This is a genomic window from Nocardiopsis coralliicola (assembly GCF_054779695.1).
Genome location: NZ_BAAGXT010000011.1, coordinates 125,556 through 146,799 on the forward strand (window position 1 = coordinate 125,556; position 21,244 = coordinate 146,799).

Annotated in this window: 15 protein-coding genes and 1 riboswitch; of the genes, 4 read left to right on the forward strand and 11 right to left on the reverse strand. The window is 74.4% G+C overall.

Going from position 1 to position 21,244, the window contains the following annotated elements; all coding sequences use genetic code 11:
* Positions 1 to 72 precede the first annotated feature (72 nt).
* From ACYVGT_RS11020 to ACYVGT_RS11040, 5 genes are all read right to left on the reverse strand, one after another.
* Positions 73 to 1,302 carry a tetratricopeptide repeat protein gene (locus ACYVGT_RS11020; protein WP_460856756.1) on the reverse strand — a complete coding sequence of 410 codons (1,230 nt, stop codon included), beginning with the start codon at positions 1,300 to 1,302 and terminating at the stop codon, positions 73 to 75.
* Positions 1,303 to 1,626: 324 nt separating this feature from the next.
* A complete protein-coding gene (locus tag ACYVGT_RS11025; protein ID WP_460856758.1) occupies positions 1,627 to 2,511 on the reverse strand; it encodes a glycoside hydrolase family 16 protein in 885 nt (294 codons plus the stop codon).
* 390 nt (positions 2,512 to 2,901) lie between these two features.
* Positions 2,902 to 5,820: an aminomethyl-transferring glycine dehydrogenase gene (gene gcvP, locus ACYVGT_RS11030; protein ID WP_460856761.1), complete on the reverse strand. Its 2,919-nt coding sequence runs from the start codon at positions 5,818 to 5,820 to the stop codon at positions 2,902 to 2,904.
* A 127-nt stretch (positions 5,821 to 5,947) separates the two neighbouring features.
* A riboswitch (glycine riboswitch) is annotated at positions 5,948 to 6,036 on the reverse strand.
* A 346-nt stretch (positions 6,037 to 6,382) separates the two neighbouring features.
* The gene (locus ACYVGT_RS11035; protein ID WP_460856851.1) at positions 6,383 to 6,877 is read right to left on the reverse strand and encodes a MerR family transcriptional regulator; all 495 of its coding nucleotides are present in this window, start codon (positions 6,875 to 6,877) and stop codon (positions 6,383 to 6,385) included.
* A gap of 628 nt (positions 6,878 to 7,505) precedes the next feature.
* Positions 7,506 to 7,991 (reverse strand): hypothetical protein, encoded by a 486-nt coding sequence (locus ACYVGT_RS11040; protein ID WP_460856763.1) that lies wholly within the window; start codon positions 7,989 to 7,991, stop codon positions 7,506 to 7,508.
* Positions 7,992 to 8,317: 326 nt separating this feature from the next.
* On the opposite strand from ACYVGT_RS11040, the gene ACYVGT_RS11045 reads away from it, so the two are divergent.
* Together ACYVGT_RS11045 and ACYVGT_RS11050 are read left to right on the forward strand one after the other, a co-directional pair.
* Positions 8,318 to 9,214, forward strand: a complete 897-nt coding sequence (locus ACYVGT_RS11045; RefSeq protein ID WP_460856765.1) for a hypothetical protein — start codon at positions 8,318 to 8,320, stop codon at positions 9,212 to 9,214.
* A gap of 496 nt (positions 9,215 to 9,710) precedes the next feature.
* A complete protein-coding gene (locus ACYVGT_RS11050; RefSeq protein WP_460856767.1) occupies positions 9,711 to 10,946 on the forward strand; it encodes a PrsW family intramembrane metalloprotease in 1,236 nt (411 codons plus the stop codon).
* 776 nt (positions 10,947 to 11,722) lie between these two features.
* Here ACYVGT_RS11050 and ACYVGT_RS11055 read toward each other — a convergent pair.
* The 6 genes from ACYVGT_RS11055 to ACYVGT_RS11080 form a co-directional block, all read right to left on the reverse strand.
* Positions 11,723 to 12,193: a bifunctional nuclease family protein gene (locus tag ACYVGT_RS11055; protein WP_460856769.1), complete on the reverse strand. Its 471-nt coding sequence runs from the start codon at positions 12,191 to 12,193 to the stop codon at positions 11,723 to 11,725.
* 148 nt (positions 12,194 to 12,341) lie between these two features.
* A complete protein-coding gene (locus ACYVGT_RS11060) occupies positions 12,342 to 12,884 on the reverse strand; it encodes an FHA domain-containing protein (RefSeq protein ID WP_460856771.1) in 543 nt (180 codons plus the stop codon).
* A 353-nt stretch (positions 12,885 to 13,237) separates the two neighbouring features.
* Positions 13,238 to 15,736 carry a sugar phosphate nucleotidyltransferase gene (locus ACYVGT_RS11065; RefSeq protein ID WP_460856775.1) on the reverse strand — a complete coding sequence of 833 codons (2,499 nt, stop codon included), beginning with the start codon at positions 15,734 to 15,736 and terminating at the stop codon, positions 13,238 to 13,240.
* 94 nt (positions 15,737 to 15,830) lie between these two features.
* Positions 15,831 to 16,508, reverse strand: a complete 678-nt coding sequence (locus ACYVGT_RS11070; protein WP_460856853.1) for a CDP-alcohol phosphatidyltransferase family protein — start codon at positions 16,506 to 16,508, stop codon at positions 15,831 to 15,833.
* A 382-nt stretch (positions 16,509 to 16,890) separates the two neighbouring features.
* Positions 16,891 to 17,748, reverse strand: a complete 858-nt coding sequence (locus ACYVGT_RS11075; RefSeq protein WP_460856778.1) for an SDR family NAD(P)-dependent oxidoreductase — start codon at positions 17,746 to 17,748, stop codon at positions 16,891 to 16,893.
* 191 nt (positions 17,749 to 17,939) lie between these two features.
* On the reverse strand, positions 17,940 to 18,707 hold the full coding sequence (locus ACYVGT_RS11080; RefSeq protein ID WP_460856781.1) for an SDR family oxidoreductase: 768 nt from the start codon (positions 18,705 to 18,707) through the stop codon (positions 17,940 to 17,942).
* A 220-nt stretch (positions 18,708 to 18,927) separates the two neighbouring features.
* On the opposite strand from ACYVGT_RS11080, the gene ACYVGT_RS11085 reads away from it, so the two are divergent.
* A complete protein-coding gene (locus ACYVGT_RS11085; RefSeq protein WP_460856783.1) occupies positions 18,928 to 19,677 on the forward strand; it encodes a TetR family transcriptional regulator in 750 nt (249 codons plus the stop codon).
* Between the two features lie 415 nt (positions 19,678 to 20,092).
* Positions 20,093 to 21,217, forward strand: a complete 1,125-nt coding sequence (locus ACYVGT_RS11090; protein WP_460856785.1) for a hypothetical protein — start codon at positions 20,093 to 20,095, stop codon at positions 21,215 to 21,217.
* The last annotated feature ends 27 nt before the right edge of the window (positions 21,218 to 21,244 follow it).

Sequence of the window (21,244 nt, forward strand, 5' to 3'; positions counted from 1 at the left end):
GCGCCGCCCAGCGGGCAGGAGGAGGCTACCCAAGCGGCGCGGCGGACGGCTACCGCAGCCCCCGCCCCCGGCTCACTCCGGCTGGTCGGGCCAGCCGTCGGGGAGCACGGGGCCATCGGAGCCGGACGCCTGCCGGAGGCGTTCGCGGAAATCGTCGTACAGGGCGCGGCCCCACACGTAGGAGCCGGGCATGCGGACCGCTCCTTCCAGGGCCCGGCGCAGTTCGGCCACGCGCACCTCGCCCTCGACGACGGGCAGGGCCGCCCGGGCGTGCAGGTCGCCGAGTGCGGCGAACAGCTCGCCGGCCAGCATCGGCGTCGTCCCCTCGGCCTCCGCAGCCTCCAGGAAGGGGTCCCACCAGGCGGCTGCCTCGTCGCCCTCACCGTCGCCCGGGAGGAAGCCGCGCCGCAGCCGGGCCCGCACGTCCTCGGCGACGTCGGCGTCTGCGTGGCCGGCGCCCTCCTCCCAGACCTGGGCCGCCGCATCGGCGTCGCCGCGCACCGCCAGCAGGCGGGCCAGCAGCTCCGTGGCTGCCGCGGCCGTTCCCGGCCCGACGCCGGCCTCTCCGCGGTCTTCGGCGCGCCGCTCCCCCGCTGCCTGCGGGCCGCCCCCCTGCGCCGCGGAGCGGCGCGCGGGACGCTGCGGCGCGGCCGCGTCGACCACGGCCCCGAACTCGGCGATGGCGCGCTCGACATGGACCGCGCCGAGAAGCAGCCGCAGCCCCGGCTGCTCGTCCTTCTCCAGGCCGCGGTGCACGGCCTCCTCTGCTTCGGCCGGCAGGCCGCGGGCCAGCAGGCGCTCGGCGTAGTCCTGCGCGGCCGCGGGAGCGGTCGCCGGTCCGCCGTCCAGGGCGCCCTGCCAGTGCGGCTGGGCGGCCTCGGTCTCGCCGCGGTCCTCCAGGATCCGCGCCAGTCCGTGGTGGGCGGCAGCGGTGTAGCGGTCGTTGCCGCAGTCGAGCGCGTGCCGCCACGCCTGCTCGGCGCCGTCGTCGCGCCCTTCCTCCTCGAAGGTGAGCGCCAGGTGGCAGGCGGCCCGCGGCCCGTACTCCGGGTCGTTCGTCGCCATGGCGGCCCGCGCGGCGGCGCGCGCCTCAGCCACCTTGCCGGCGCCGTGGCGGGCGACGGCCAGTCCCATGGCGGCCTGGGCGCGGTACTCCTCGGACCCGCCGTCCAGCACCCGCTCATAGACCTGGGCGGCCCGGGCGTAGTGCCCGCTCGCCGCCAGGTCGCGCCCCTGCTCGCAGAGGTCCGCGGGATCGCCGTCGGGGGTGCCGGTGGCCGAGGCTCCGGTCGTCGCTGTCATCGCTGCAGTCTCCGGGGGCGCGGGGGCGGGCGCCCTCCGCCGGGGCGGCCGAAGGCGCGGTCCGAAAGGAGACTAGCGGTTCCTGCACCGGCCTCGGCCGCCTTCGTTCCGGGTGTTGCGGTGCGACCGGCGTCCGCCGGGGCGGTGCGGCACACATCCCGCCGCCTTTACGGCGTAGATTTCCGCGGCGGCAAAGCGCTCCCCCGGCACCCCAGGCCTCCCCTGCGGCCGCCCCGGAGCGGACCCGTCATCGGTCCACTCCGGGGCGTCAGCGGCGGCAGCAGGGCCGAAGTGCGCGCCGCCGGCCCGGCGGAGGACTGCGCGTCAGCTGTCGTACAGGCGGACGTAGTCGACCTTCATCTCCTGGGGGAACTCGGTGGTCTCGTCGGGATAGCCGGGCCACTCTCCCCCGACCGCGACATTGAGGATCAGGAAGAACTCCTGGTCGAAGACCCACTCGTTGCCGCCGGTGTCGGCGGGGGTGACGGTGTGGAACGGCTCGCCGTCCACCGACCAGGTGATGGAGCCCGGCTCCCAGTCGATCGCGTAGACGTGGAAGCCGTCGGCGAAGTCGCCGCCCTGCGGGTGGTCGTAGCCGCCGGTGATGCCCTCGCCGCCGGAGTAGCCGGGCCCGTGCACGCTGCCGTGCACCGTGGAGGGCTCGAAGCCGACGTTCTCCATGATGTCGATCTCGCCGGAGTTGGGCCACTCGGTCTCGGGGAAGTCGGCGCCCAGCATCCAGAAGGCCGGCCAGATGCCCTGGCCGCGGGGGATCTGGATACGGGCCTCGACCCGGCCGTAGGAGTGCTCGACCTTGTCCTTGGTCACCATCCGGGCCGAGGTGTAGCCCTCGCCCTCCTGGCGGGCGGTGATGACGAGGTTGCCGTCGCCGTCGAGGGCGGAGTTCTCCCGGCTGGTGGTGTAGTTCTGCAGCTCGCCGTTGCCCCAGCCGTGGTCGCCGGTCTCGTGGGTCCAGTTCGCGGCGTCCGGGGCGCCGCCCGCCTCGCCGTCGAACTCGTCGCTCCAGACGAGGTCGGCCGCGCCCGCGGCCGGCTCGGCCGCCGACGGGGGTGCAGCGGCGACGATCCCGAGGGCGGCGGCCGCGGCGAGGGAGGCCAGCGCGGCCGGGACGGCCGGGCGGATCCCGGCCGGGCGGCCGGCGGAGCGGCGGCGCCGCCCCGCGGAGGGGGACGAAGCAAAGGGGGACATGGGGGCTCCGATCTGCCCCGCCCGGGCGCGGGAGCGCCGCGGATCGGGACGCGGGTGCGGGATGACCGAGCGCGCCTGCCCGGTCACGGATCGAATCAGTGGCGACGCTACGGCGGCACCTGGGCGCCCGCAAGAGGGGCGCCACCAGAAAATGGGAACGCTCCCATTCGGCCGCTGCATGACGTGCGCGCTTACCGAAAACAATCTTTCCGATAATTCCGTCCGCACCGCCGCGCACCAACCGCCGAGCCCCCGCCCCACCGCCCCTCCAGCGCCGGGGTACCGACAGCACTGCCCCCGCCCGGGCTCCGGGCGGGGGCAGTACAGGTCCCGCCGGCCGCTGCAGCGGCCGGCGGAGCGCGGTCCGGACCCGCGGGCCGGACCGGTCGGTCACATGCCCTCGAACGCCTCCGGCGGCGGGCAGGAGCAGACGAGGTTGCGGTCGCCGTAGGCCTGGTCGATGCGGGCCACCGGCGCCCAGTACTTCTCCCGGCGCAGCCGCGCGACCGGGTAGGCGCCGCGGCTGCGCGGGTAGGCGTGGTCCCACTCGTCGGCAGTGAGGGCCTCCGCGGTGTGCGGCGCGTTCTTCAGCGGGTTGTCGTCGGCGTCATCGGTGCCGTCGGCGACCCGGTCGATCTCGTGCCGGATGGCGATCATGGCGTCGATGAACCGGTCGAGCTCGGCCAGGTCCTCGCTCTCCGTCGGCTCCACCATGAGGGTGCCGTTGACCGGGAACGACATCGTCGGCGCGTGGAAGCCGTAGTCGATCAGGCGCTTGGCGATGTCCTCGTTGCTGATCCCGGTCCTCTTCGCCAGGGCGCGGACATCGATGATGCACTCGTGGGCGACCAGGCCGCCCTCGCCGGTGTAGAGCACCGGGTAGTACGGCTCCAGGCGCTTGGCGACGTAGTTCGCGGTGAGCACCGCGGCCTCGGTGGCCGCGCGCAGGCCGTCGCCGCCCATCATGCGGATGTAGGCCCAGGAGATCTGCAGGATGCCCGCCGAACCGAACGGCGCCGCCGAGACCGGGCCCACACCGGTGTGCGGGCCGGCCTCCGGCTGTCCGGGGTGGTTGGGCAGGAACCCGGCGAGGTGGCTGCGGACCGCGACCGGGCCCACACCCGGACCGCCGCCGCCGTGCGGGATGCAGAAGGTCTTGTGCAGGTTGAGGTGGCTGACGTCGGCGCCGAACTTGCCGGGCTTGGCCCAGCCGAGCAGCGCGTTGAAGTTGGCGCCGTCGACGTAGACCTGGCCGCCGGCCTCGTGCACGAGGCGGCACACCTGGGTGATGGACTCCTCGTAGACGCCGTGCGTCGAGGGGTAGGTGACCATGATGGCCGACACCGCGCCGGCGTGCTTGTCGAGCTTGGCGCGCAGGTCGTCCAGGTCGACGTTGCCGGCGTCGTCGCAGGCGACCACGGCGACCCGCATCCCCGCCATGACGGCGCTGGCGGCGTTGGTGCCGTGCGCCGAGGACGGGATCAGGCAGACGTCGCGGCCGGTCTCGCCGCGGCTGCGGTGGTAGCCGCGGATGGCCAGCAGGCCGGCCAGCTCTCCCTGCGAGCCGGCGTTGGGCTGCAGCGAAACGGCGTCGTAGCCGGTGACCTCGGCCAGCCAGCGCTCCAGGTCGCGGATGAGCGCAACGGTGCCGGCCGCCCCGGACAGCGGCGCAAGCGGGTGCAGCTGCGCGAACTCCGGCCAGGTCACCGCCTCCATCTCGGCGGTGGCGTTGAGCTTCATCGTGCACGAGCCCAGCGGGATCATGCTGCGGTCCAGCGCTAGGTCCTTGTCGGCGAGGCCGCGCATGTAGCGCAGCAGCGACGTCTCGCTGCGGTGCGAGTGGAAGACCTCGTGGTCGAGGTAGTCGACCCCGCGCTGCAGGTCAGCGGGGAGCGCGCTGCGCGGTTCCGCGGCGGCGCTGGAGGGGTCGGTGCCGAAGACAGCGAGGACCGCAGCGATGTCGGCGTCGGTGGTGGCCTCGTCGCAGCTGATGCCGACCGTGTCGTCGTCGACGCGCAGCAGGTCGACGCCGCGCTCAGCGGCCGCGGCGACTTTCGCGGCCGCCCCGCCCTGCACGCGGACCCGCAGCGTGTCGAAGAACTCCGGGTGCACCACCCGGGCGCCGCGGGCGCGCAGCCCGTCGGCGAGGCGGACGGTGCGGGCGTGCACGTCCTCGGCGATCGCGCGCAGCCCGTGCGGCCCGTGGTAGACGGCGTACATGCCGGCCATCACCGCGAGCAGCACCTGCGCGGTGCAGATATTGCTGGTGGCCTTCTCGCGGCGGATGTGCTGCTCGCGGGTCTGCAGGGCGAGCCGGTAGGCCGTCTTCCCGGCCGCGTCCTTGGAGACGCCGACCAGGCGGCCGGGCAGCTGGCGCTGAAGCCCTTCGCGGACCGACATGTAGCCGGCGTGCGGGCCGCCGAAGCCCATCGGGACGCCGAACCGCTGGGTGGAGCCGACGGCGATGTCGGCGCCGCGGGAGCCGGGGCTGGCCAGCACCGTGAGGGCGAGGATGTCGGCGGCGACGACGGCGAGCGCGCCCCGCTCGTGCGCGGCCGCGATGACCGGGCCCGGGTCGCGGACCGCGCCGCTGGACGCCGGGTACTGCACGAGCACGCCGAACAGGTCTCCGTCGGGCAGGCCCTCGGTGAGGTCGGCGGTGACGATCTCGATGCCGAGTGGCTCGGCGCGGGTGCGCAGCACCGCCAGGGTCTGCGGGAAGACGTCGGCGTCGACGACGAACACGTCGCTCTTGACGCGGGTGGCGCGGCGGGCCAGCGTCATCGCCTCGGCGGCGGCGGTGGCCTCATCCAGCAGCGACGCGCCGGCGACGGCGAGCCCGGTGAGGTCGGCGACCGCGGTCTGGAAGTTGAGCAGCGCCTCCAGCCGGCCCTGGGAGATCTCCGGCTGGTAGGGGGTGTAGGCCGTGTACCAGGCGGGATTCTCCAGGATGTTGCGCTGGATGACCGGCGGAACCAGGGTGCCGTAGTAGCCGCGGCCGATCATCGGGGTGCGCACGGTGTTGCGGTCGGCGTAGGCGCGCAGCTCAGCCAGCGCCTCCCGCTCGCTCGCGGCGGCGGGCAGGTCGAGCGGGGCGGGGGTGCCGGGCGCGGTCAGGATCGTTTCGGGCACGGCGGCCGACATCAGCGCGGCCGGCGAGTCGAAGCCGACGGTCTTCAGCATCTCGGCGATCGCGCCGGGGTCGGCGCCGATGTGCCGGTCGGCGAAAACGCGCGCGGGGGCGCCGGCCGCACTCGCGGGGCCGGCCGCTCCGTCAGGGGCGGATCGGGGGGTCGTCGGCTCCGACATGGAGACCTCCTGGTCGCATCTGCCGCGGGTGCGGCTGCTCTCCTCGGTGTCTCCCCCTCTGTCGCTCGCGGCCGTGAGGCTGCGGGCTTCCACCCGTGCGGGCGCGCGCCCGCCGCTTCAGAGTGGCCTTCTCCGCGCGGTCCTTGGTGCCTGAGAGGTTACTGGGGAGTATTGCCCCGTCGGCGCCCCGTCCGGGGTCTCTCCCACGCGGTATCGACGGCCGATGCAGTTGTATCTGGCTGCGATGGGTCGCGGCCGGTCCTACTCGTGGACGATCATCTGGCCCAGTATCCCGCGATACGCCGCATTCCGGCACCTTCAGCGCCGGTGCGCCGCTCCGGACTGGCCGGACCGCCCGTGTCCATTGTGTCGTACTACGGGTAGACGTGCCCCACTGTAGGAGACGCCGCGCTGCGACGCGCGGGAGGATCAGGCGGTTGCGGAAAACCGCGTGCGCGCAGAGGGCGGCGCGGGCCAGGATGGGGGCCGCCGCAGCGGGCTGGTGCACACCGCCGCGCAGTGCCGGCGCACCAGGCGCTGCGGAGCCGCGGGGCGCCGCGGGTCAGCCGGTCTTGCGCTCGCGGCGGCGGCGCGCCAGCTCGTCGCCGGGGTGGGGGGTGTCGGGAAGCGGTTCGGCGAGCCGCTCGCCGGGCACCTCGCCGAGCGCGGCCTCCAGCTCCCGCCAGACGCGCCCCAGTGCGATGCCGAACATGCCCTGGCCGCCCTGCATGAGTTCGATGACCTCGTCCGGCGAGGTGCATTCGTAGACGCTGACACCGTCGCTCATCAAGGTGATCTGACCCAGGTCGGCGGTGTCGCGGCCGCGCAGGTGGTCGACCGCGATGCGGATCTGCTGGAGCGAGATGCCGGTGTCCAGCAGGCGCTTGACCACCTTCAGCATGAGGATGTCGCGGAAGGCGTACAGCGGCGCTCCTGCGCCGCCGGGGTCGGGCAGCACGCTCGGCCCGACCAGCTTGGTCCGCGCCCAGTAGTCGAGCTGGCGGTAGGTGACCCCCGCCGCGGCGCACGCGGTGGGGCCCCGGTAGCCGATGTCCATAGGCAGCGCCACCACGCCCTCTTCACACAGTAGGCCCTGCTCCCCCGCTCGCTGTGTCGCCGATGGATCGGGGGCGGAAGCCTGTTGACCGCCGCTCATAACCGCCACGCCGAACCTCCGGCCTCTCAGGCCCGCGAGCGCCAGGGGGTTGCGAAGGGTTGCGCCGCGGGTGCTTCGACATTGAAGGTAAGCCGGTCGCGCAGAGAGCGTCAACGACACCCCCCGGCGCGTCGCGGAACCGTGCGCCATCCGGTGTCATCCACCGGTCGGGGGGCGGTTTCGGCAGCTCAGCAGCGACTCGTGATCATCGTAGGGCGTGGCGGCCGCGGATTTCGCGCGCGACACGCCGGTGCCATCAGCAGGTTTGCGCCGTTCCCTGTGGCCCCGCCCGCCCGGTGACGCACCGTAGTGCGCTGACCGGGGCGGCGGGGCCGAGGCCGTCCCGAACTGTTATTCGCGCCACGGCCGGCCGCCGCTCGCACCGGGTCGGCTGCCGCACGCCCGCCCGGCGCACCCGGCGCAAGGCCGGCGAGAGCGTCAGGGCGGGTTTTCCCAGTCGAGAAGAGGAGAACGCAGCGAGGGCGTGCCCGGGCGCCGCGCAGCGGGACAGGTGTCCACCCGACACGCCCTAGGGACGCTCGACGTCCGTCTCGATCGCCAGCTTGAACTGGGCGTGCTCGACCGTCGCCGCCGAGCTGCCGTCATGGCGGACCTGGAGTGCCAGCGGGACGTCCGGGTGCACGAACAGGGCGTGGTGCTTGGCGGTGTACTGGCCGCCGGGGGTGGCGGCGTGGTCCTCGGTGCAGGTGGTGTCCGGGCCGCCGGCGAGGCCCAGCGGGTCGCGCACGAGCTGGCTGCGGACCTCCCGATAGGACCCGTCGGACCAGTGGATCATCGCGGTCACCGTGCCCCAGCCCTCCGCGGAAGGCCAGATGAGGGCGGAGCGCTCGTCGGGATAGGCGGACTCGGCGCCGTCGGGCTGGGCGGCGGCGTGCATGTTCCACAGGTCCGAGGACTCCGCGTCGCCGTACGGGAAGCGGAGCGTGTGGTATTCGCCGTCGGCCGGCACCGACTGGTTCGCGTCGACGATGAGGGAGCAGATACGCAGACTCACGGGGGACCTTCCGTCACGGGGAATGAAGGGGCGACCACGATACGCGACGGAGCCTGGTTCCGGCAGTGTTTTCGGGCCCTGGCCCCCGGCGGTCCCGGCGGCCGGGCCCCGCGCGCAGCCCGCACAGGCACCCCGCGGGAAAAGCCCGAACAAGGGTTGACCAATTCGCACCGCTATATCTCTGTATCGGCCCATTTTGATGCTTCTGTGGAAGACGGGCCCGCCGCGGCGGGCCTCCGCGACACCGACAGCGCGCACCCGCCGGCCGGCGGCCCGCCGAGAGCGGGCGCGGCCCAGGCGGGCGCGCGGCCCGGGGAGGAGGGCCGATGGTGCAATCCGCCCTGCGCGGCGCCCCCGAGGCGGTGCGGCGGTACTGGAGCACCCCGGAGCGGGGCTGGCTCCCCATCGCGGCCGCCGCCGCGGTGCTGCTCCTGGCACTCGGCGCGCCGCCGATCGCGGCCGCGGCCGAGCCGGGGGCGGAGCCTGCCGAGGGCCGCGTCACGGTCGCCGAGGACAGCCAGCGCACCGCGAGCCTCGCGTTCGGCTCCGGCTGGGAGCGCCGTGCCGGCGCGGCCGCGGCGGGCGCGCCGGCGGTGTTCGCCCACGGAGCGGTCGAGCTGCGGGTCACCGCGCTCGCCCCGCCCGGCAGCGCCGAACCGGAGGATCTCTGGGACGGCCTGCGCGACCAGCTGCGCACCGCTGACCGCTCGATGCGGCTGGGCTATCCGTCGCCGGTGCGGTCCCGCTCCGGGGCGGACGGGCTCGCCGGGCGGCTGCGCAGCACCGCGGAAACCGGGCAGGCCAGCGTGTACACGGCTCCCGGCGGCGGCTTCGCCGTGGCCATGGTCCTCACAGCCGGCCGCGGCACCGGCCGGTCGGAGACCGACGCGGCGGCAGTGGTACCGCGGTCGATCGCCTTCACCTCCAAAGACGCCGCCGCGGAAGACGAGCAGGACGCCGGGGCGCCGCTGGGGTCAGGTGCGGCGGTGCCGGCCGCCGCCGAACCCCCGGGACCGTGCAGCGATACCTGGCGTGCACTGCTCCGCGGCCTCGGCCGCGCCGCGCTGGACGGGGCCGCCGGCGCCGCAGTCCAGGCGCTTCCCGCCCCGGCCCGGGCCGCCGCTTCCTGCTCTCCCCAGCACAGCCCCGGCGGCCCGGGGGGCGACACGCCCGCCGGTGTCCCGGCCGCTCTGCAGACGCAGGTGCGGGAGGCCGCGCAATGAGCGGGCGCCGGCCTCAGGCACATCCCGCTCAGACGCTGGCGCGGCGCGGCCCCGGGAGCGCGGCGCCCGGCGCCCACGCCGGCCGCCGCGGTGAGGAACCGGCGCCGCGGGCCCTCCCCTGCCCGCCGCCGGCCCCCGGCGCCCCCAGGGAAGGGGCGGGATCCCGCCGGACTCCGCCTGCGCTGCCGCGGCGCGGCCGGCGTCAGCGCAGCGCTCTGCCTGCCTCTCCCGCACGACCGCGGCAGCGCGGAGGCCTGCGCGCCGGCCGCCTTCGCGGTCGGCCCGCACACCCGGTTGCGGAGGGCCGCGCGGTGAACCCGGTACGCGGATGCAGCCCGCCCGCCCCTCCCCTGGAAGGTTCCAGGCCCGCGCGCGGCGGCGCATTGCACCGCCCGGCACGCCCGCGGCAGCCCGGGCACCTGCGCCGGCAGCACCGGCGTGCACAGCGTGGAACCGGCACGGCCGGCCATCCGGCCGGCGCGAAGGGGGTTGGGCGATGAGCAGGACCGGACCGGAGCGGCGGGGCGGCGATCGCGGGGCCTCGGCGCATTTCGCGGATGGCACGGACCGGCCGGGGGCGGGCGGGGGAGCTCCGGGCTCCCGGCGCCGAGAGGACCCGGGCAGCTCGGACACCCCGGTCCCGCTGCCGCGCGACGAAGCCGCCGGCGGGTCGCGCCGGCGCAGGTCCCGCCAGAACCGCCGCCGGCGCTCCGATGGATCGCCGCTGCCGCGGGGTGCGTCCGGGCTGGCGGTACTGCTGCTCGTACTCGCATCCGCGGTGGGCGCGGTGCTGCTGGTGGTGCGCTGGTGGCCGGCCGCCGCGGCGCTGCCGTGGTCGGCGCTGACGACGCTGGTGGTGTCCGCGGCGGCGCTGGTGCTCGGCGCGGCGCTGCTGGCGCGGCTGCGCCCGGTGCGCCCGCCGCACCGGATCCCGGCGGGGTCCGCGCTGGTGTGGGGGGTGCTCGCGGTCGGCGGGATCGCGCCGGTCGCGGCCGCGTCGGCCACGCCGGCGACACCGTTCACCGCGGTGCCCGGAACCCCGTGGAGCGGCGGGTTCCTCGACGCGCTCGCCGCCGTCGCGCTGATCGCGTGCGGCGCGGTGCTGATCGCCGTCGCCGCGCCCCGCGCACTGAGCGGCCCGCTCGACGGCTTCGTGGCCGGGTCCCTGGCGGGCATCGGAGCACAGGCGGCCGGCTACGCGGCGGGCGGCGCAGCGGCGGCTGCGAGCCCTGCCTGGGGGCAGGGCGCCTTCGGCGATGCGATGGCGCTCATCGGGACCATCCTGCTCACCGGCCTCGGCGGTTCCTGGGCGACGGGGGCGGTCGCCGGCACCGCGGTGGGGCTGCTCGCGGCAGCGTCCTGGCGGCCCAACGCGCGGCGGGCCTGGGCGGCGCTGCTGCTCCTGGTGCTGGCCGTGGGCGCGCAGTGGATGGCCGCCGCGGCGGCGGGCGGCCCGAGTTGGGGGGCGCTCCTGGCGGCGCTGACGGTGTTCGCCCTGGCGATGGTGGTCTCTGCAGCCGTCCGGATCCCGTACCGGTCGCGGATCCGCCATGCCCTGGCCAGCCAGGGCGCAGCGCTCGACCTCGAACGGCGCGACGCCATGGAGCTGGCTGACCGGTCCGGCCGCCGGGAGGCCCTGCTGCGGGTCCCGGGGCCGGAGCGCAAGCGCGTCGCTGCCCGGCAGGAGAAGCTCCTGGCCGCGGCGGAGGAGGCCGCGGACCAGCGGACCTGACCGCGCAGATCGGGACGGGGGCCGGGCTGCACCCTGCGGCGGAGCTGGTCCTGCGCAGCAGAGCCGGCCGCCCGGCACGCCGGCGGTGCCGCGGTCCGGCGAGGGGGCGTTGCCAGAGAGCTGCCGCACGGGCGGGAGCAGCCGCAGCGCGCGCCGCGGACCGCAGCTCTGGGCACGGGCCGTGCCGCGCAGGGACTCGGCCGCGCGCCAGGTACCGGCCTCCGGCACGCCGCGCTCCGGGCACAGCAGCGGTGCGCGGCCCGCGATGGCGCTACTGGGCACCGCACGGGGCCGGATCACGCACGGCGCGGCCGCAGTCGGCCACGGCAGGCCGAGCACCGACGCGGTCCGGCACCGATCGGGAATGCCAGGACGGAGCCGAACGGACCGGCACCCGGGCGGAGGCCGCGGCCCCCGCCGCAGCAGCCGCCGCCTCCGCGGCGAAGCCGCCGGCGGCCCGCGGGGTCTCCCCCGGCGGCCGCTCCGGACGGAGACGAGCCGCGCGCGGAGCCCTCCGCGCCGCGCCGCCGGCCCCACTTGCCGCGCGCGGCCGCGGAACGCCGAGCACCGGCGCGGATCGGCACCGATCAGGAATGCCGGGAAAGAACGGAACCGAGCTCACCTGCAGCCGCACTGCCGGCAGAAGAAAAGAAGGGCCGCGGCGGGATGCCGGCCCCTGGAGGCCCCCGGAGGCCGCTCTGGACGGAGCGGGCCGCTCCGGCTACGCTGCGGCCGGCCGCGGAGCCGGTGCAGCGCACCGCTCCGGCGGGCGGCGGCTACGTCGTACGCCCGAAGTCCTCGGGGGTGATGGTGTCGAGGAACTCGCGGAACTTCTCCACTTCGTCCTCCTGCTCGTCGGGGATGGGGACACCGGCCTCGTCGACGACGTCCTCGTCGGCGTAGATGGCGGCCCCGGTCCGCAGGGCGAGCGCGATGGAGTCCGACGGGCGGGCGCTGACCTCGATGCCGTTGGAGAAGGCGAGCTCGGCGTAGAAGATGCCGTCGTTCAGCGCCGTGATGGTGACCGTGTCGAGCGTGGCGCCGAGGGCGTCCAGCACGTCGCGGAACAGGTCGTGGGTGAGCGGGCGCGCGGGGGCGACCCCCTGCTGGGCCAGCGCGATGGCCGTTGCCTCGACCGCGCCGATCCAGATCGGGAGGTAGCGCTCGCCGTCGCTCTCCTTGAGCAGGACGATGGGCTGATTCGAAGGCATCTCAACCCGGACGCCGACGACCTCCATGTGCTTCACCGCGTCTCCGTCCCACGACTCGTCGCGTCCGAGGGGTCCTGCGGACCGCCGGTTGCCGGCGGGACCCGCCGACGCTCTTCCCTACAAGGCTGTCCGGTCGCGGGCGGCCGCAAACCATCCGGCCGCGGCCTGCCCGGGCCCGTCGCCGTCAGCGCCGCGGCTTGGTGAGCAGCACCAGCCGGAACTTGCCGATCTGCACCTCGTCGCCGGCGCCGATCTCCGCCTCGTCGATGCGCTCGCGGTTGACATAGGTGCCGTTGAGGCTGCCCACGTCGCGGACGCCGAACCCGTCGCCGCGGCGGAAGAACTCCACGTGGCGGCGGGAGACGGTGACGTCGTCGAGGAAGATGTCGCTGTTGGGGTGGCGGCCGGCCGTGGTCACGTCGGAGTCGAGCAGGAACCGGCTGCCGGCGTTGGGGCCGCGCTTGACGACCAGCAGCGCGGTGCCGGCGGGCAGCGCCTCGACGTTGGTGGCGTCGGCGCTGACCTCGTCGCCGCCGTCGACCTCTGCCTCGAGGGCCTGGATCCCCGCGATGGAGATGGTGGACGTGGTCTCGCCGACGGAGTCGCGGCGCTCGCCGGCACGCGGGGCGCTCTGACCGCCCCCGGCCACGGGGGTGCCGCAGTGGGAGCAGAAGCGGGCATCATCCGCAACGGCATGACCGCAGTGCGTGCAGTTAACGCTCGACATAGGTCGGCTCGGCCTCCTACCGCGCGGGGCGGTGCTCAGATATCGGCTGCTGGTCGGGTGTGCCTGGATGCCGGAGATTCTCACCTCCCGGGCAATCTCAACTGGGCAACGATGGGAACGCACCCCATGTTCCCGCCGTCCTCATCCCTCCGGCGGCGGACCGGCCCGCGGCCGGCCCCTGCGCGATCCCGCGCGTACCAGGCGTTGCGGGAACACTCGACTCTAAACCATATCCGGGCCTGCACGGCGCCCCCGGGCCCTTCGCCCGCACAACGGTTTTCGGCCGACTCCGGCCGTTCCGGTGCCGGGTCCGGCCGGGCGCCGGGCGGCGGCCGCCCGGCGCCTGCGCCCGGTCAGCCCTCGGCCCGCTCCACCACCGCGGCCCACCGGTCGAGCAGCGTCTGCGCGGTATCGGAGTCGGCCCCCTCGGCCCAGATATGGGTGACCGCTTCAGAGGTATCGGGCAGGACCAGGGCCCAGGATCCGTCCGGCTCGACGACGCGGACGCCGTCGGTGGTGTCGACGTCGCGGTCGGCGGCGGCCTCCACCACGGCGCGCATGACGCTGCCCTTGACGGCCCACGGCGTGGGCACCGAGCGGCGCAGCTGGTGGGCCTGCGGGATGCGGCGGTCGATCTCGCCGAGCGCGAGCCGGGTGCGGGCCACCAGGCCGAGCAGGCGCACGAACGCGGCGATGCCGTCGGAGGTGCGGGAGAACTCGGGCAGGATGTAGCCGCCGCGGCCGTCGCCGGCGAACACGATGTCGTCGGCCTGGGCGGCCTTGGTGAGCTCGTCGGTGGCGGTGGGGGTCCACTGCACGGTGACCCCGTGGAAGCGGGCGACGTCCTCGGCCACGCGGGTGGTGGTGACCGGCAGGGCGACGCGGCCGCCGCGCCGTTCGGCCGCGACGAGGTCGAGGACGACGAGCAGGGCCCGCTCGTTGTCGATGAGCTCGCCGTGCTCGTCGACGATGGCCAGCCGCTCGGCGACCGGGTCGAAGCGCACCCCGAAGTCGGCGCCGGATTCGGAGACCAGCTCACCGAGGTGCTGCAGGTCGCGCATCTGCTTGGCGAGGGTGTCGGTGGGCGACTTCTCGTCCAGCCGGTTGTTCAGGGTGAGCACGTCGGCACCGATCCGGCCGAGCAGCGACGGCAGGATGAGCGCGCCGGTGCCGCCGGCCGCGTCCACCACCACCTTCATCTCCGCCTCGGCGATACCGGAGGTGTCGATCCGCCGGAGCAGTTCGTGGGCGTAGTTCTCCATCCCGCGGGAGGGGAAGGAGAGTTCGGCGATCTCGCCGGGGAAGGCGCGGCGGAACTCGGCACGGGAGTAGACCCGCTCGAGCTTGCGCTGCGCGGCCGGGGAGAGGTCGGCGCCGCTGTCGTCCAGGAAGACCAGGTCGACCGCCTGGGGGTCGCCGGGAGAGGTGCGGATGGCGATGCCGCCGGCCACGCCGCTGCCGGAGGTGTTGAACCGCGCCACCGGCATCGGGACGGCTTCGAGGTCGCGCACGTCGATGGCGCTGGCGGTGAGCGCGCTGACGACGGCGCGCTTCAGGGTGCGCGCGGCACGGGAGACGTCCCGCGAGGTGGTGACGACCGACCCCTTCTTCAGGGTGGTGGCGTAGGCGCTGGCCAGGCGGACGGCCAGCTCCGGGGTGATCTCGACGTTGATCAGGCCGGAGACGCCGCGCGGGCCGAACAGCGACCGCTGGCCGCGGGACTCCCAGATGACGTTGGTGTTGACGACCGCGCCGGCCTCGATCGTCTTGAACGGGTAGACCTTGACGTCGTTGGAGAGGTAGGCCTCGGACTCGATGACGCACTCTTCGCCGATGATGGCGCCCTCTTCGATGCGGGCGCCCGACATGACGTCGGTGTTCTTGCCGACCACGCAGCCGCGCAGGTTGGTGCTGGCGCCGACGTAGACGTTGTCGTGCACCACCGAGCGGTGCAGGAACGCCTCGGAGCGGACGACGACGTTGCTGCCGAGCACGGTGTACTCGCGCAGTTCGGCGCCGGCCTCCACCTTGGCGTAGTCGCCGACGTAGAGCGGGCCCTTGAGCACGGCCTCCGGGTCGACTTCGGCGCCCTCGGCGACCCAGACCCCGGGGGCGACCTCGAAGCCGTCGATCTCGACGTCGACCCGGCGGTTGAGCACGTCGGCCTGGGCGCTGAGGTAGGACTCGTGGGTGCCGACGTCCTCCCAGTAGCCGTCGGCGATGTAGCCGTAGACCGGCTCGCCGTCCTTGACCATGGTGGGGAAGACGTCGCCGGACCAGTCGACGACCTCCCCGGCGGCGACGCGGTCCAGGACCTCGGGCTCCATGATGTAGATGCCGGTGTTGACGGTGTCCGAGAAGACCTGGCCCCAGGTGGGCTTCTCCAGGAAGCGCTGAACGCGGCCCTGCTCGTCGACGATGATGATGCCGAACTCGAGCGGGTTCTCCACGCGTTTGAGGCCGATGGTGACCATGGCGCCGTTCTCGCGGTGGAAGCGCAGCATGTCGGTGAGGTCGATGTCGGTGAGCGCGTCGCCGGAGATGACGATGAACGGCTCGCCGCGCAGGTGGTCCTCGGCGTTCTTGACGCTGCCGGCGGTGCCCAGCGGCACCTCTTCGGCGACGTAGTGCAGGTGCATGCCCAGCTCTTCGCCGTCGCCGAAGTAGTTGCGGATCAGGGTGGCGAGGAACTGCACGGTCACGACGGTCTCGTCGAACCCGTGCCGCTTCAGCAGCCGCAGCACGTGCTCCATGATGGGCCGGTTGACGACCGGGAGCAGCGGCTTGGGCTGGTTGGCGGTCATCGGGCGCAGGCGCGTGCCCTCCCCGCCGGCCATGACGACGGCCTTCACCGGTGCCACCTCCGCCCGCGGGCGCGCAGAGCCGGCTCCCCTGCCGGGGGCGTCGCCCCGGTCCTCCTGTGGCACACCGTGTCCAGGCGTCGGTTCATGGTGAAGATGCCGCTCCCTTCCTGTCACCGGGGGGCCGGGGGCCGTCGGAGGCCGCGGCGTCCGACGCCGGGGTGCGCTGGGGAGCACCTCCGGTACCGCCGCGTGCGCCCGGCTCTCCCGCGGGGGCCTCCCCCTGCGCGGAGCGGTCTTCGCGGCGGGCCTGCCTGATCAGGCCGGAACCTTGGACTGCGTAGAGCAGCCCGGCCCACCAGTAGATAGCCGTTCCCCAGATCGCGAACGCCCAACCCACGATCCGCGCGACCTCGCCCACAACGCCGGCGTACTCGGCGATGAACAGCAGCGGGAACGAGTAGAGCAGGCAGAGGGTGGCCGCCTTGCCGGCGAAGTTCACCGGGAGGGTGCCGTAGCCGTAGCGGCGGAGCACGGGGAGGGCGGCGACGATGAGGACGTCGCGGAGCACCAGCAGGGCCATCAGCCACCACGGCACGACGCCGCGGACGACGAGGCCCAGCACCGCCGCGAAGATGTAGAGGCGGTCGGCCATCGGATCCAGGACCGTGCCGAGCCTGCTGGTCTGGTTCCAGGCGCGGGCGATCTTGCCGTCGAGCCAGTCGGTGAGGCCGGCGACCACGAGTACGGCGACCGCCCACCAGTCCGCCTGGGGCACCAGGACCAGCCAGAGGAACAGCGGCACGCCGAGGAGGCGGGCCATGCTGAGCAGGTTCGGGACCGTCCATACGCGGTCGGCCTGCTCGTTCGTACCGTTCGCCACCCCACCTCCAGTGTTCCCCGGTCCTCGAGCCTACCGGTCCGTTCGTCCGGAATCGGGCTGCCTCGCACGCTCCTGGCCCCGGTCACGGCCCCTTGCCGGTGCCAACGAACGCGCCCTCCCCCGGGTGCCGGGAAACGTCCGGTCTGCGGGCCTTTCCGGATGGTCCGCGCCACGCCACGGCTGCACCGGGAGCCGCGCCTGCACCGTGCGTCCCGAGTCCGGCGCGCGCTGTCGCCGGCCGCCGCGCCGGCGGCGCGGCACGCTGCGCGGCCGGAGAGCACCCGGCCCCGGAGCGCTACCGGGACCGGGTGCAGGGCGCGGGTCACAGCTCGAAGGGCAGCTGCGGCTCGGCGCGGGACAGGATCATGTCGGTGCGCGGCTGCAGCGCCGGGTCGAGCTGCTCCGGCTGCGGCACCACCCAGTAGCGGCCTTCCGCGACCATCGCGAAGACGCGGCGCGCGTGCTCCTCGGCGGTCAGGCCCGCCTCGTCGGCCTGGCGCTGCAGCGACGCGTTCAGCGCCTCGGCCGGGGTGGGCTCGGCGCCGTCGCCGCTGCCGGACCGGGCCACCCGGAAGATGTCGCTCTTGACCGAGCCCGGCGTAACGACGGAGACCTGGACCGGCGCCCCCTTGATGTCCATCTCGTACTTCAGGCTCTCGGTCAGCGCCAGCACCGCGAACTTGGTGGCGCTGTAGGGCGCCATCAGCGGGCTGGGCAGCAGCCCGCCGACCGAGGACACGTTGACCACCCAGGCGCGCTCGCCGCGGGCGAGCATGCGCGGCACGAAGGCGCGCAGGCCGTTGACGGCGCCGCCGACGTTGATGCGCAGCGCGGCGTCCCAGCGCTCGGCCGGGATCTCCCAGGAGTAGCCCATCGCCATGATCCCGGCGTTGTTGATCAGCAGGTCGACCGCTCCGAAGCGCGCTTCGGCGGCGCGGGCCAGCGCCTCGACCGCGCCGGGGTCGGACACGTCGGTCGCCACGGGCTCGGCCTCGGCGCCGGCGGCGGTGAGCTCGCCGGCGAGGGCGCGGAGGCGGTCAGCGTCGATGTCGGCGAGGACCAGGCGCATGCCCAGTCCGGCCGCGTGCCGGGCGAAGCCGGCTCCGATGCCGCTGGACGCCCCGGTGATCACCGCGGTCTTGCCGCGGAAGAGCTCTGCTGCAGATACTGCCGGCGCCATCGCCGGCCTCCTTCCACTCCGGCCGGGTCGCCCCGGCCGCTGTTCGTTCCTGGTTCGCCGCGCCTCCCGGGCGGGCCGGTCCACCGGGGCCGCGCCACGCGGGCGGGCAGCCGTCCCCCGCCGGCGCAGGTGGGGTGCCGGGCGGCCGGGCCGGGGCCGCGCCGGCGGTCCGCAGCCGGTCTGCCCCGGCGCTACTGGCCCAGGACGTAGGAGACCGTGGGCCCGGCGGTCCAGCCGCCGTCGACGGCGATCTCGGCGCCGGTGATGTAGGCCGCGGCGTCAGAGAGCAGGAAGACCGTCGCTGCGGCGATCTCCGCCGACTCGCCGACCCGGCCCATGGGCGTGTTCGGGTAGTTGCCCTCGCCCTGGGCGATACCGGTGGCGGCGGTCATCGGGGTATAGGTCATTCCCGGGTGCACCGAGTTGACGCGCACCCGGTCGGTGCCCCACTCGACGGCGCCGACCTTGGTCAGGCCGCGCACGCCCCACTTGGAGGCGCCGTAGCCGGCGGTGAGCGCGAGGCCCATCAGGCCGGCCGCCGAGGAGATGTTGACGATCGAGCCGCCGCCCCCGCTCTGCAGCACCGGGAAGGCGGTCTTCATGCCGATGAAGACGCCGGTGAGGTTGATGTCGAGCACCGCGCGGAAGTGCTCGATGCTCTCCTCGGCCAGCGGGACGCCGGTGGACACCCCGGCGTTGTTCACCAGCCCGTGCAGCCCGCCGAACTCGGTGACGGCGGTGTCGACCGCGCGCTGCCAGTCCTCGGCCGAGGTGACGTCGTGCCGGACGAAGCGGGCGCGCTCGCCGAGCGCGCGGGCGGTCGCCTCACCGTCATCGGACACGTCGGTGAGCACGGCGCTGGCTCCGGCCTCGACGGCTTGGCGGGCCGCCTCGGCCCCGAGTCCGCCGGCACCGCCGGTGATGAGGATGGTCTTGCCGTCGAGCCTGGTGTCGGCCATGTCCTGCTCCTTCGCAGTCCGGTGCGGTCCGCCGGCGGAGCGCCCGCGGCGGCGTGCGCGGAGGTGGCGGCCGCAGCCCCCGTGCACAGGAATTCACATTATGCCCATATGGCACAACGTGCCACTTTGGCAGGTATTCCCGCCACCGGGATAGGCTGGCGGAGCACGGAGCAGCGCGACCGCAGAGCCCGGGCCCCGGCCCGTACGAACGGAGGTCCCGGTGGCACACCCGGCCGGCGACGACGCACCCCCCGCCGCGGAGGCCGACACCGGCACCGCGGGGACCGACGCGGCCCCCGCGGAGTTCCGCACGGACTCCGCGCGGGCCCGCGCAGGCACCGCGGGCAGGCAGGCCGCCGGGAGCCGGACGCGCCGGCCGACACTGACGGAGCGGCGCAAGGCCGAGACGCGGTGGGCGATGGCGAGCACTGCGTGCACGCTGTTCGCCGAGCGCGGCGCAGCCGGCACGACCGCCGAGGAGATCGCCGCCGCTTCCGGCGTGGGCCTGCGGACCTTCTACCGCTACTTCCGCTCCAAAGAGGACGCCGTCGAACCGGTCCTCGCCGACGGCGCCCGCCGCTGGCTGGACCTGGTCGCCGCCGGCCCGCCGGGGCTGCCCTCCCCGGCCGCCCTGGCCGACGTCGCCGCCGCGGCCCTGGCCCCCGACGACCCGGCCGGCACTGAGGCGATGCTGCGCACCGGCGCCCTCCTCCGCGACGCCGACCCCGCCCTGGAAGGCGTCTGGGCCCGCGTCAACCTCCGCGCCGAACGCGACCTCGCCGCCCACCTCGCCCGCCTCGCCCCCGCCTCCCCTCCGCTCAGTATCCGCACCACCGCCGCAGCCGCAGCCACCGCCATCCGCGTCGCCATCGAAGCCTGGGCCGCCTCCCCCGACCTCCCCACCACCGGCCCCGCCTCCCCCGCCGCAACCGTGCGCACCACCATGCAGAACCTGGCCGGCAGGGACTGACAGCGCGGAGGGCGGCCCCGCGACGCTCCGGCCTGCGGGGTCCGGTCCGTATACGCCGCCCGCCCGCCGAAGTGCTCCGGGAACCGCAGGATCCGATGGCAGAATAACCGGGCGATTTCTGTATTATGGCGCCATGCCGCCCCCCTGCGATTCGCGTGCCGAATTTCCACTGGCTCCGCCCACCGCGCACATTCCCAGACCAGGGAATTTCCCGGCAGGAGCGAAACCCGGCCCACTCGCGGAGATCGCATACCGAATCCCGAGTGCCGCCACTGCGCGGAACGCGCCCGCACCTGATCGGCGGAATGGGCGCACCGACGCCGGCGCCCGACCTTGAGACCGCTGTTCTGCCGGACCAGCTGCGGCCGGTTCCAGCCGCCTGCACCCATTTCTGGAAACGCCGCGGAGGAGGCCCATGTTCGACGCCGAACAGCTCGCCCAACTGCGAGAGCTGGTCGGTGCCCAGGTCGAGGCGGGAAAGGCCGAGCTCGACCGGCTCGTGGCACAGGCCGAGGCGCTCCGTCCCGGCGTGAAGGTCATCCGGCCCCGGGCGAGCACGTCGGTCGCTCTGATGGCGTCGGACGGCGGCAACAACGCCGTCGCCTTCAACCCCTTCTCGATGCAGGTCGTCCGCGTGGTCGACTCCAACGGCAAGGAGCTGTGCCTCGACGTCGTCTCCACTGCGACCGACATCGACGCCCTCAGCCGGCGCCAGTTCCACCGCGACGGGCGCCCGCGCACGGCCCTGGGCCGCATGATGGCCGCCCTGGACGCCGACACGCTGCGCGACCTCTCCCCGATGATGTCCGGGGAATCGCCGAGCTGGATCAAGGCATTCCGCGACCTTTGCGAATGGGCGACACTCCACGAACTCGTCTGCCATCGCGACTATGCCGGCGACACCCTGATCGTCCGCGACGGCCTGCTGCGGAGCAAGGTCTTCGCGCGCGACCTGTTTGTGCGGCTGGGCGAGCTGATGTACGCATCGATCGAAAAGACCGCGCGTACCGAACGGCGCCGCGTCTGGCTTGCCGGTCTCGCAAAGAAATCCCAGGTCCTCGAGCACTACCGGTTGGCGATATCACTCTCCGGGCTCTTTGACAACGGCGCGCCCTGCTACGCGAAAGTCCCTGCCGACATGCTCTCCGAGGCGTATATATGGGAGGAGTACACGCGCGACATCCGCGAGGAGCGCAGCGGCGAAGCGCCGAAGTACAACATCGGCGCGATGCATTTCGTGCGGTTCGGGCCGCACACGGGCGACCCCGTCTGGACCGTCGACCTGCTGGCCCGCCAGGAAGGCGACGCACAGGCGGTCCTGGGCCACCTGCAGCAGGACGCCGTGCACGGGTTCCCGATCCCGCTCTACCCGAACTCCCTGCAGCAGGCCGACGCCTTCTCCCGGGTGGCCGACTTCGACCTGGACATCATCGAGGACCAGCTTGTCGACGCGGTGCGCGACCAGGTCGGCGCGGAGAAGGCCCCCGTCGTGGACGCGCTCCGGCTCGCCTCCGACGTCGCTGCGCGGCGCTACGAGTGACTGTGCCCCACCACCAGCCCACCGCCC

Excerpts from the sequence above, each read along its gene's own strand:
- ACYVGT_RS11080 (WP_460856781.1), bottom strand. The coding sequence starts at position 18,707 with ATGGCCGACACCAGGCTCGACGGCAAGACCATCCTCATCACCGGCGGT.
- ACYVGT_RS11045 (WP_460856765.1), top strand. The coding sequence starts at position 8,318 with ATGGTGCAATCCGCCCTGCGCGGCGCCCCCGAGGCGGTGCGGCGGTAC.
- ACYVGT_RS11025 (WP_460856758.1), bottom strand. The coding sequence starts at position 2,511 with ATGTCCCCCTTTGCTTCGTCCCCCTCCGCGGGGCGGCGCCGCCGCTCC.
- ACYVGT_RS11090 (WP_460856785.1), top strand. The coding sequence starts at position 20,093 with ATGTTCGACGCCGAACAGCTCGCCCAACTGCGAGAGCTGGTCGGTGCC.
- gcvP (WP_460856761.1), bottom strand. The coding sequence starts at position 5,820 with ATGTCGGAGCCGACGACCCCCCGATCCGCCCCTGACGGAGCGGCCGGC.
- ACYVGT_RS11075 (WP_460856778.1), bottom strand. The coding sequence starts at position 17,748 with ATGGCGCCGGCAGTATCTGCAGCAGAGCTCTTCCGCGGCAAGACCGCG.
- ACYVGT_RS11050 (WP_460856767.1), top strand. The coding sequence starts at position 9,711 with ATGAGCAGGACCGGACCGGAGCGGCGGGGCGGCGATCGCGGGGCCTCG.
- ACYVGT_RS11020 (WP_460856756.1), bottom strand. The coding sequence starts at position 1,302 with ATGACAGCGACGACCGGAGCCTCGGCCACCGGCACCCCCGACGGCGAT.
- ACYVGT_RS11070 (WP_460856853.1), bottom strand. The coding sequence starts at position 16,508 with ATGGCCCGCCTCCTCGGCGTGCCGCTGTTCCTCTGGCTGGTCCTGGTG.
- ACYVGT_RS11060 (WP_460856771.1), bottom strand. The coding sequence starts at position 12,884 with ATGTCGAGCGTTAACTGCACGCACTGCGGTCATGCCGTTGCGGATGAT.
- ACYVGT_RS11035 (WP_460856851.1), bottom strand. The coding sequence starts at position 6,877 with ATGGACATCGGCTACCGGGGCCCCACCGCGTGCGCCGCGGCGGGGGTC.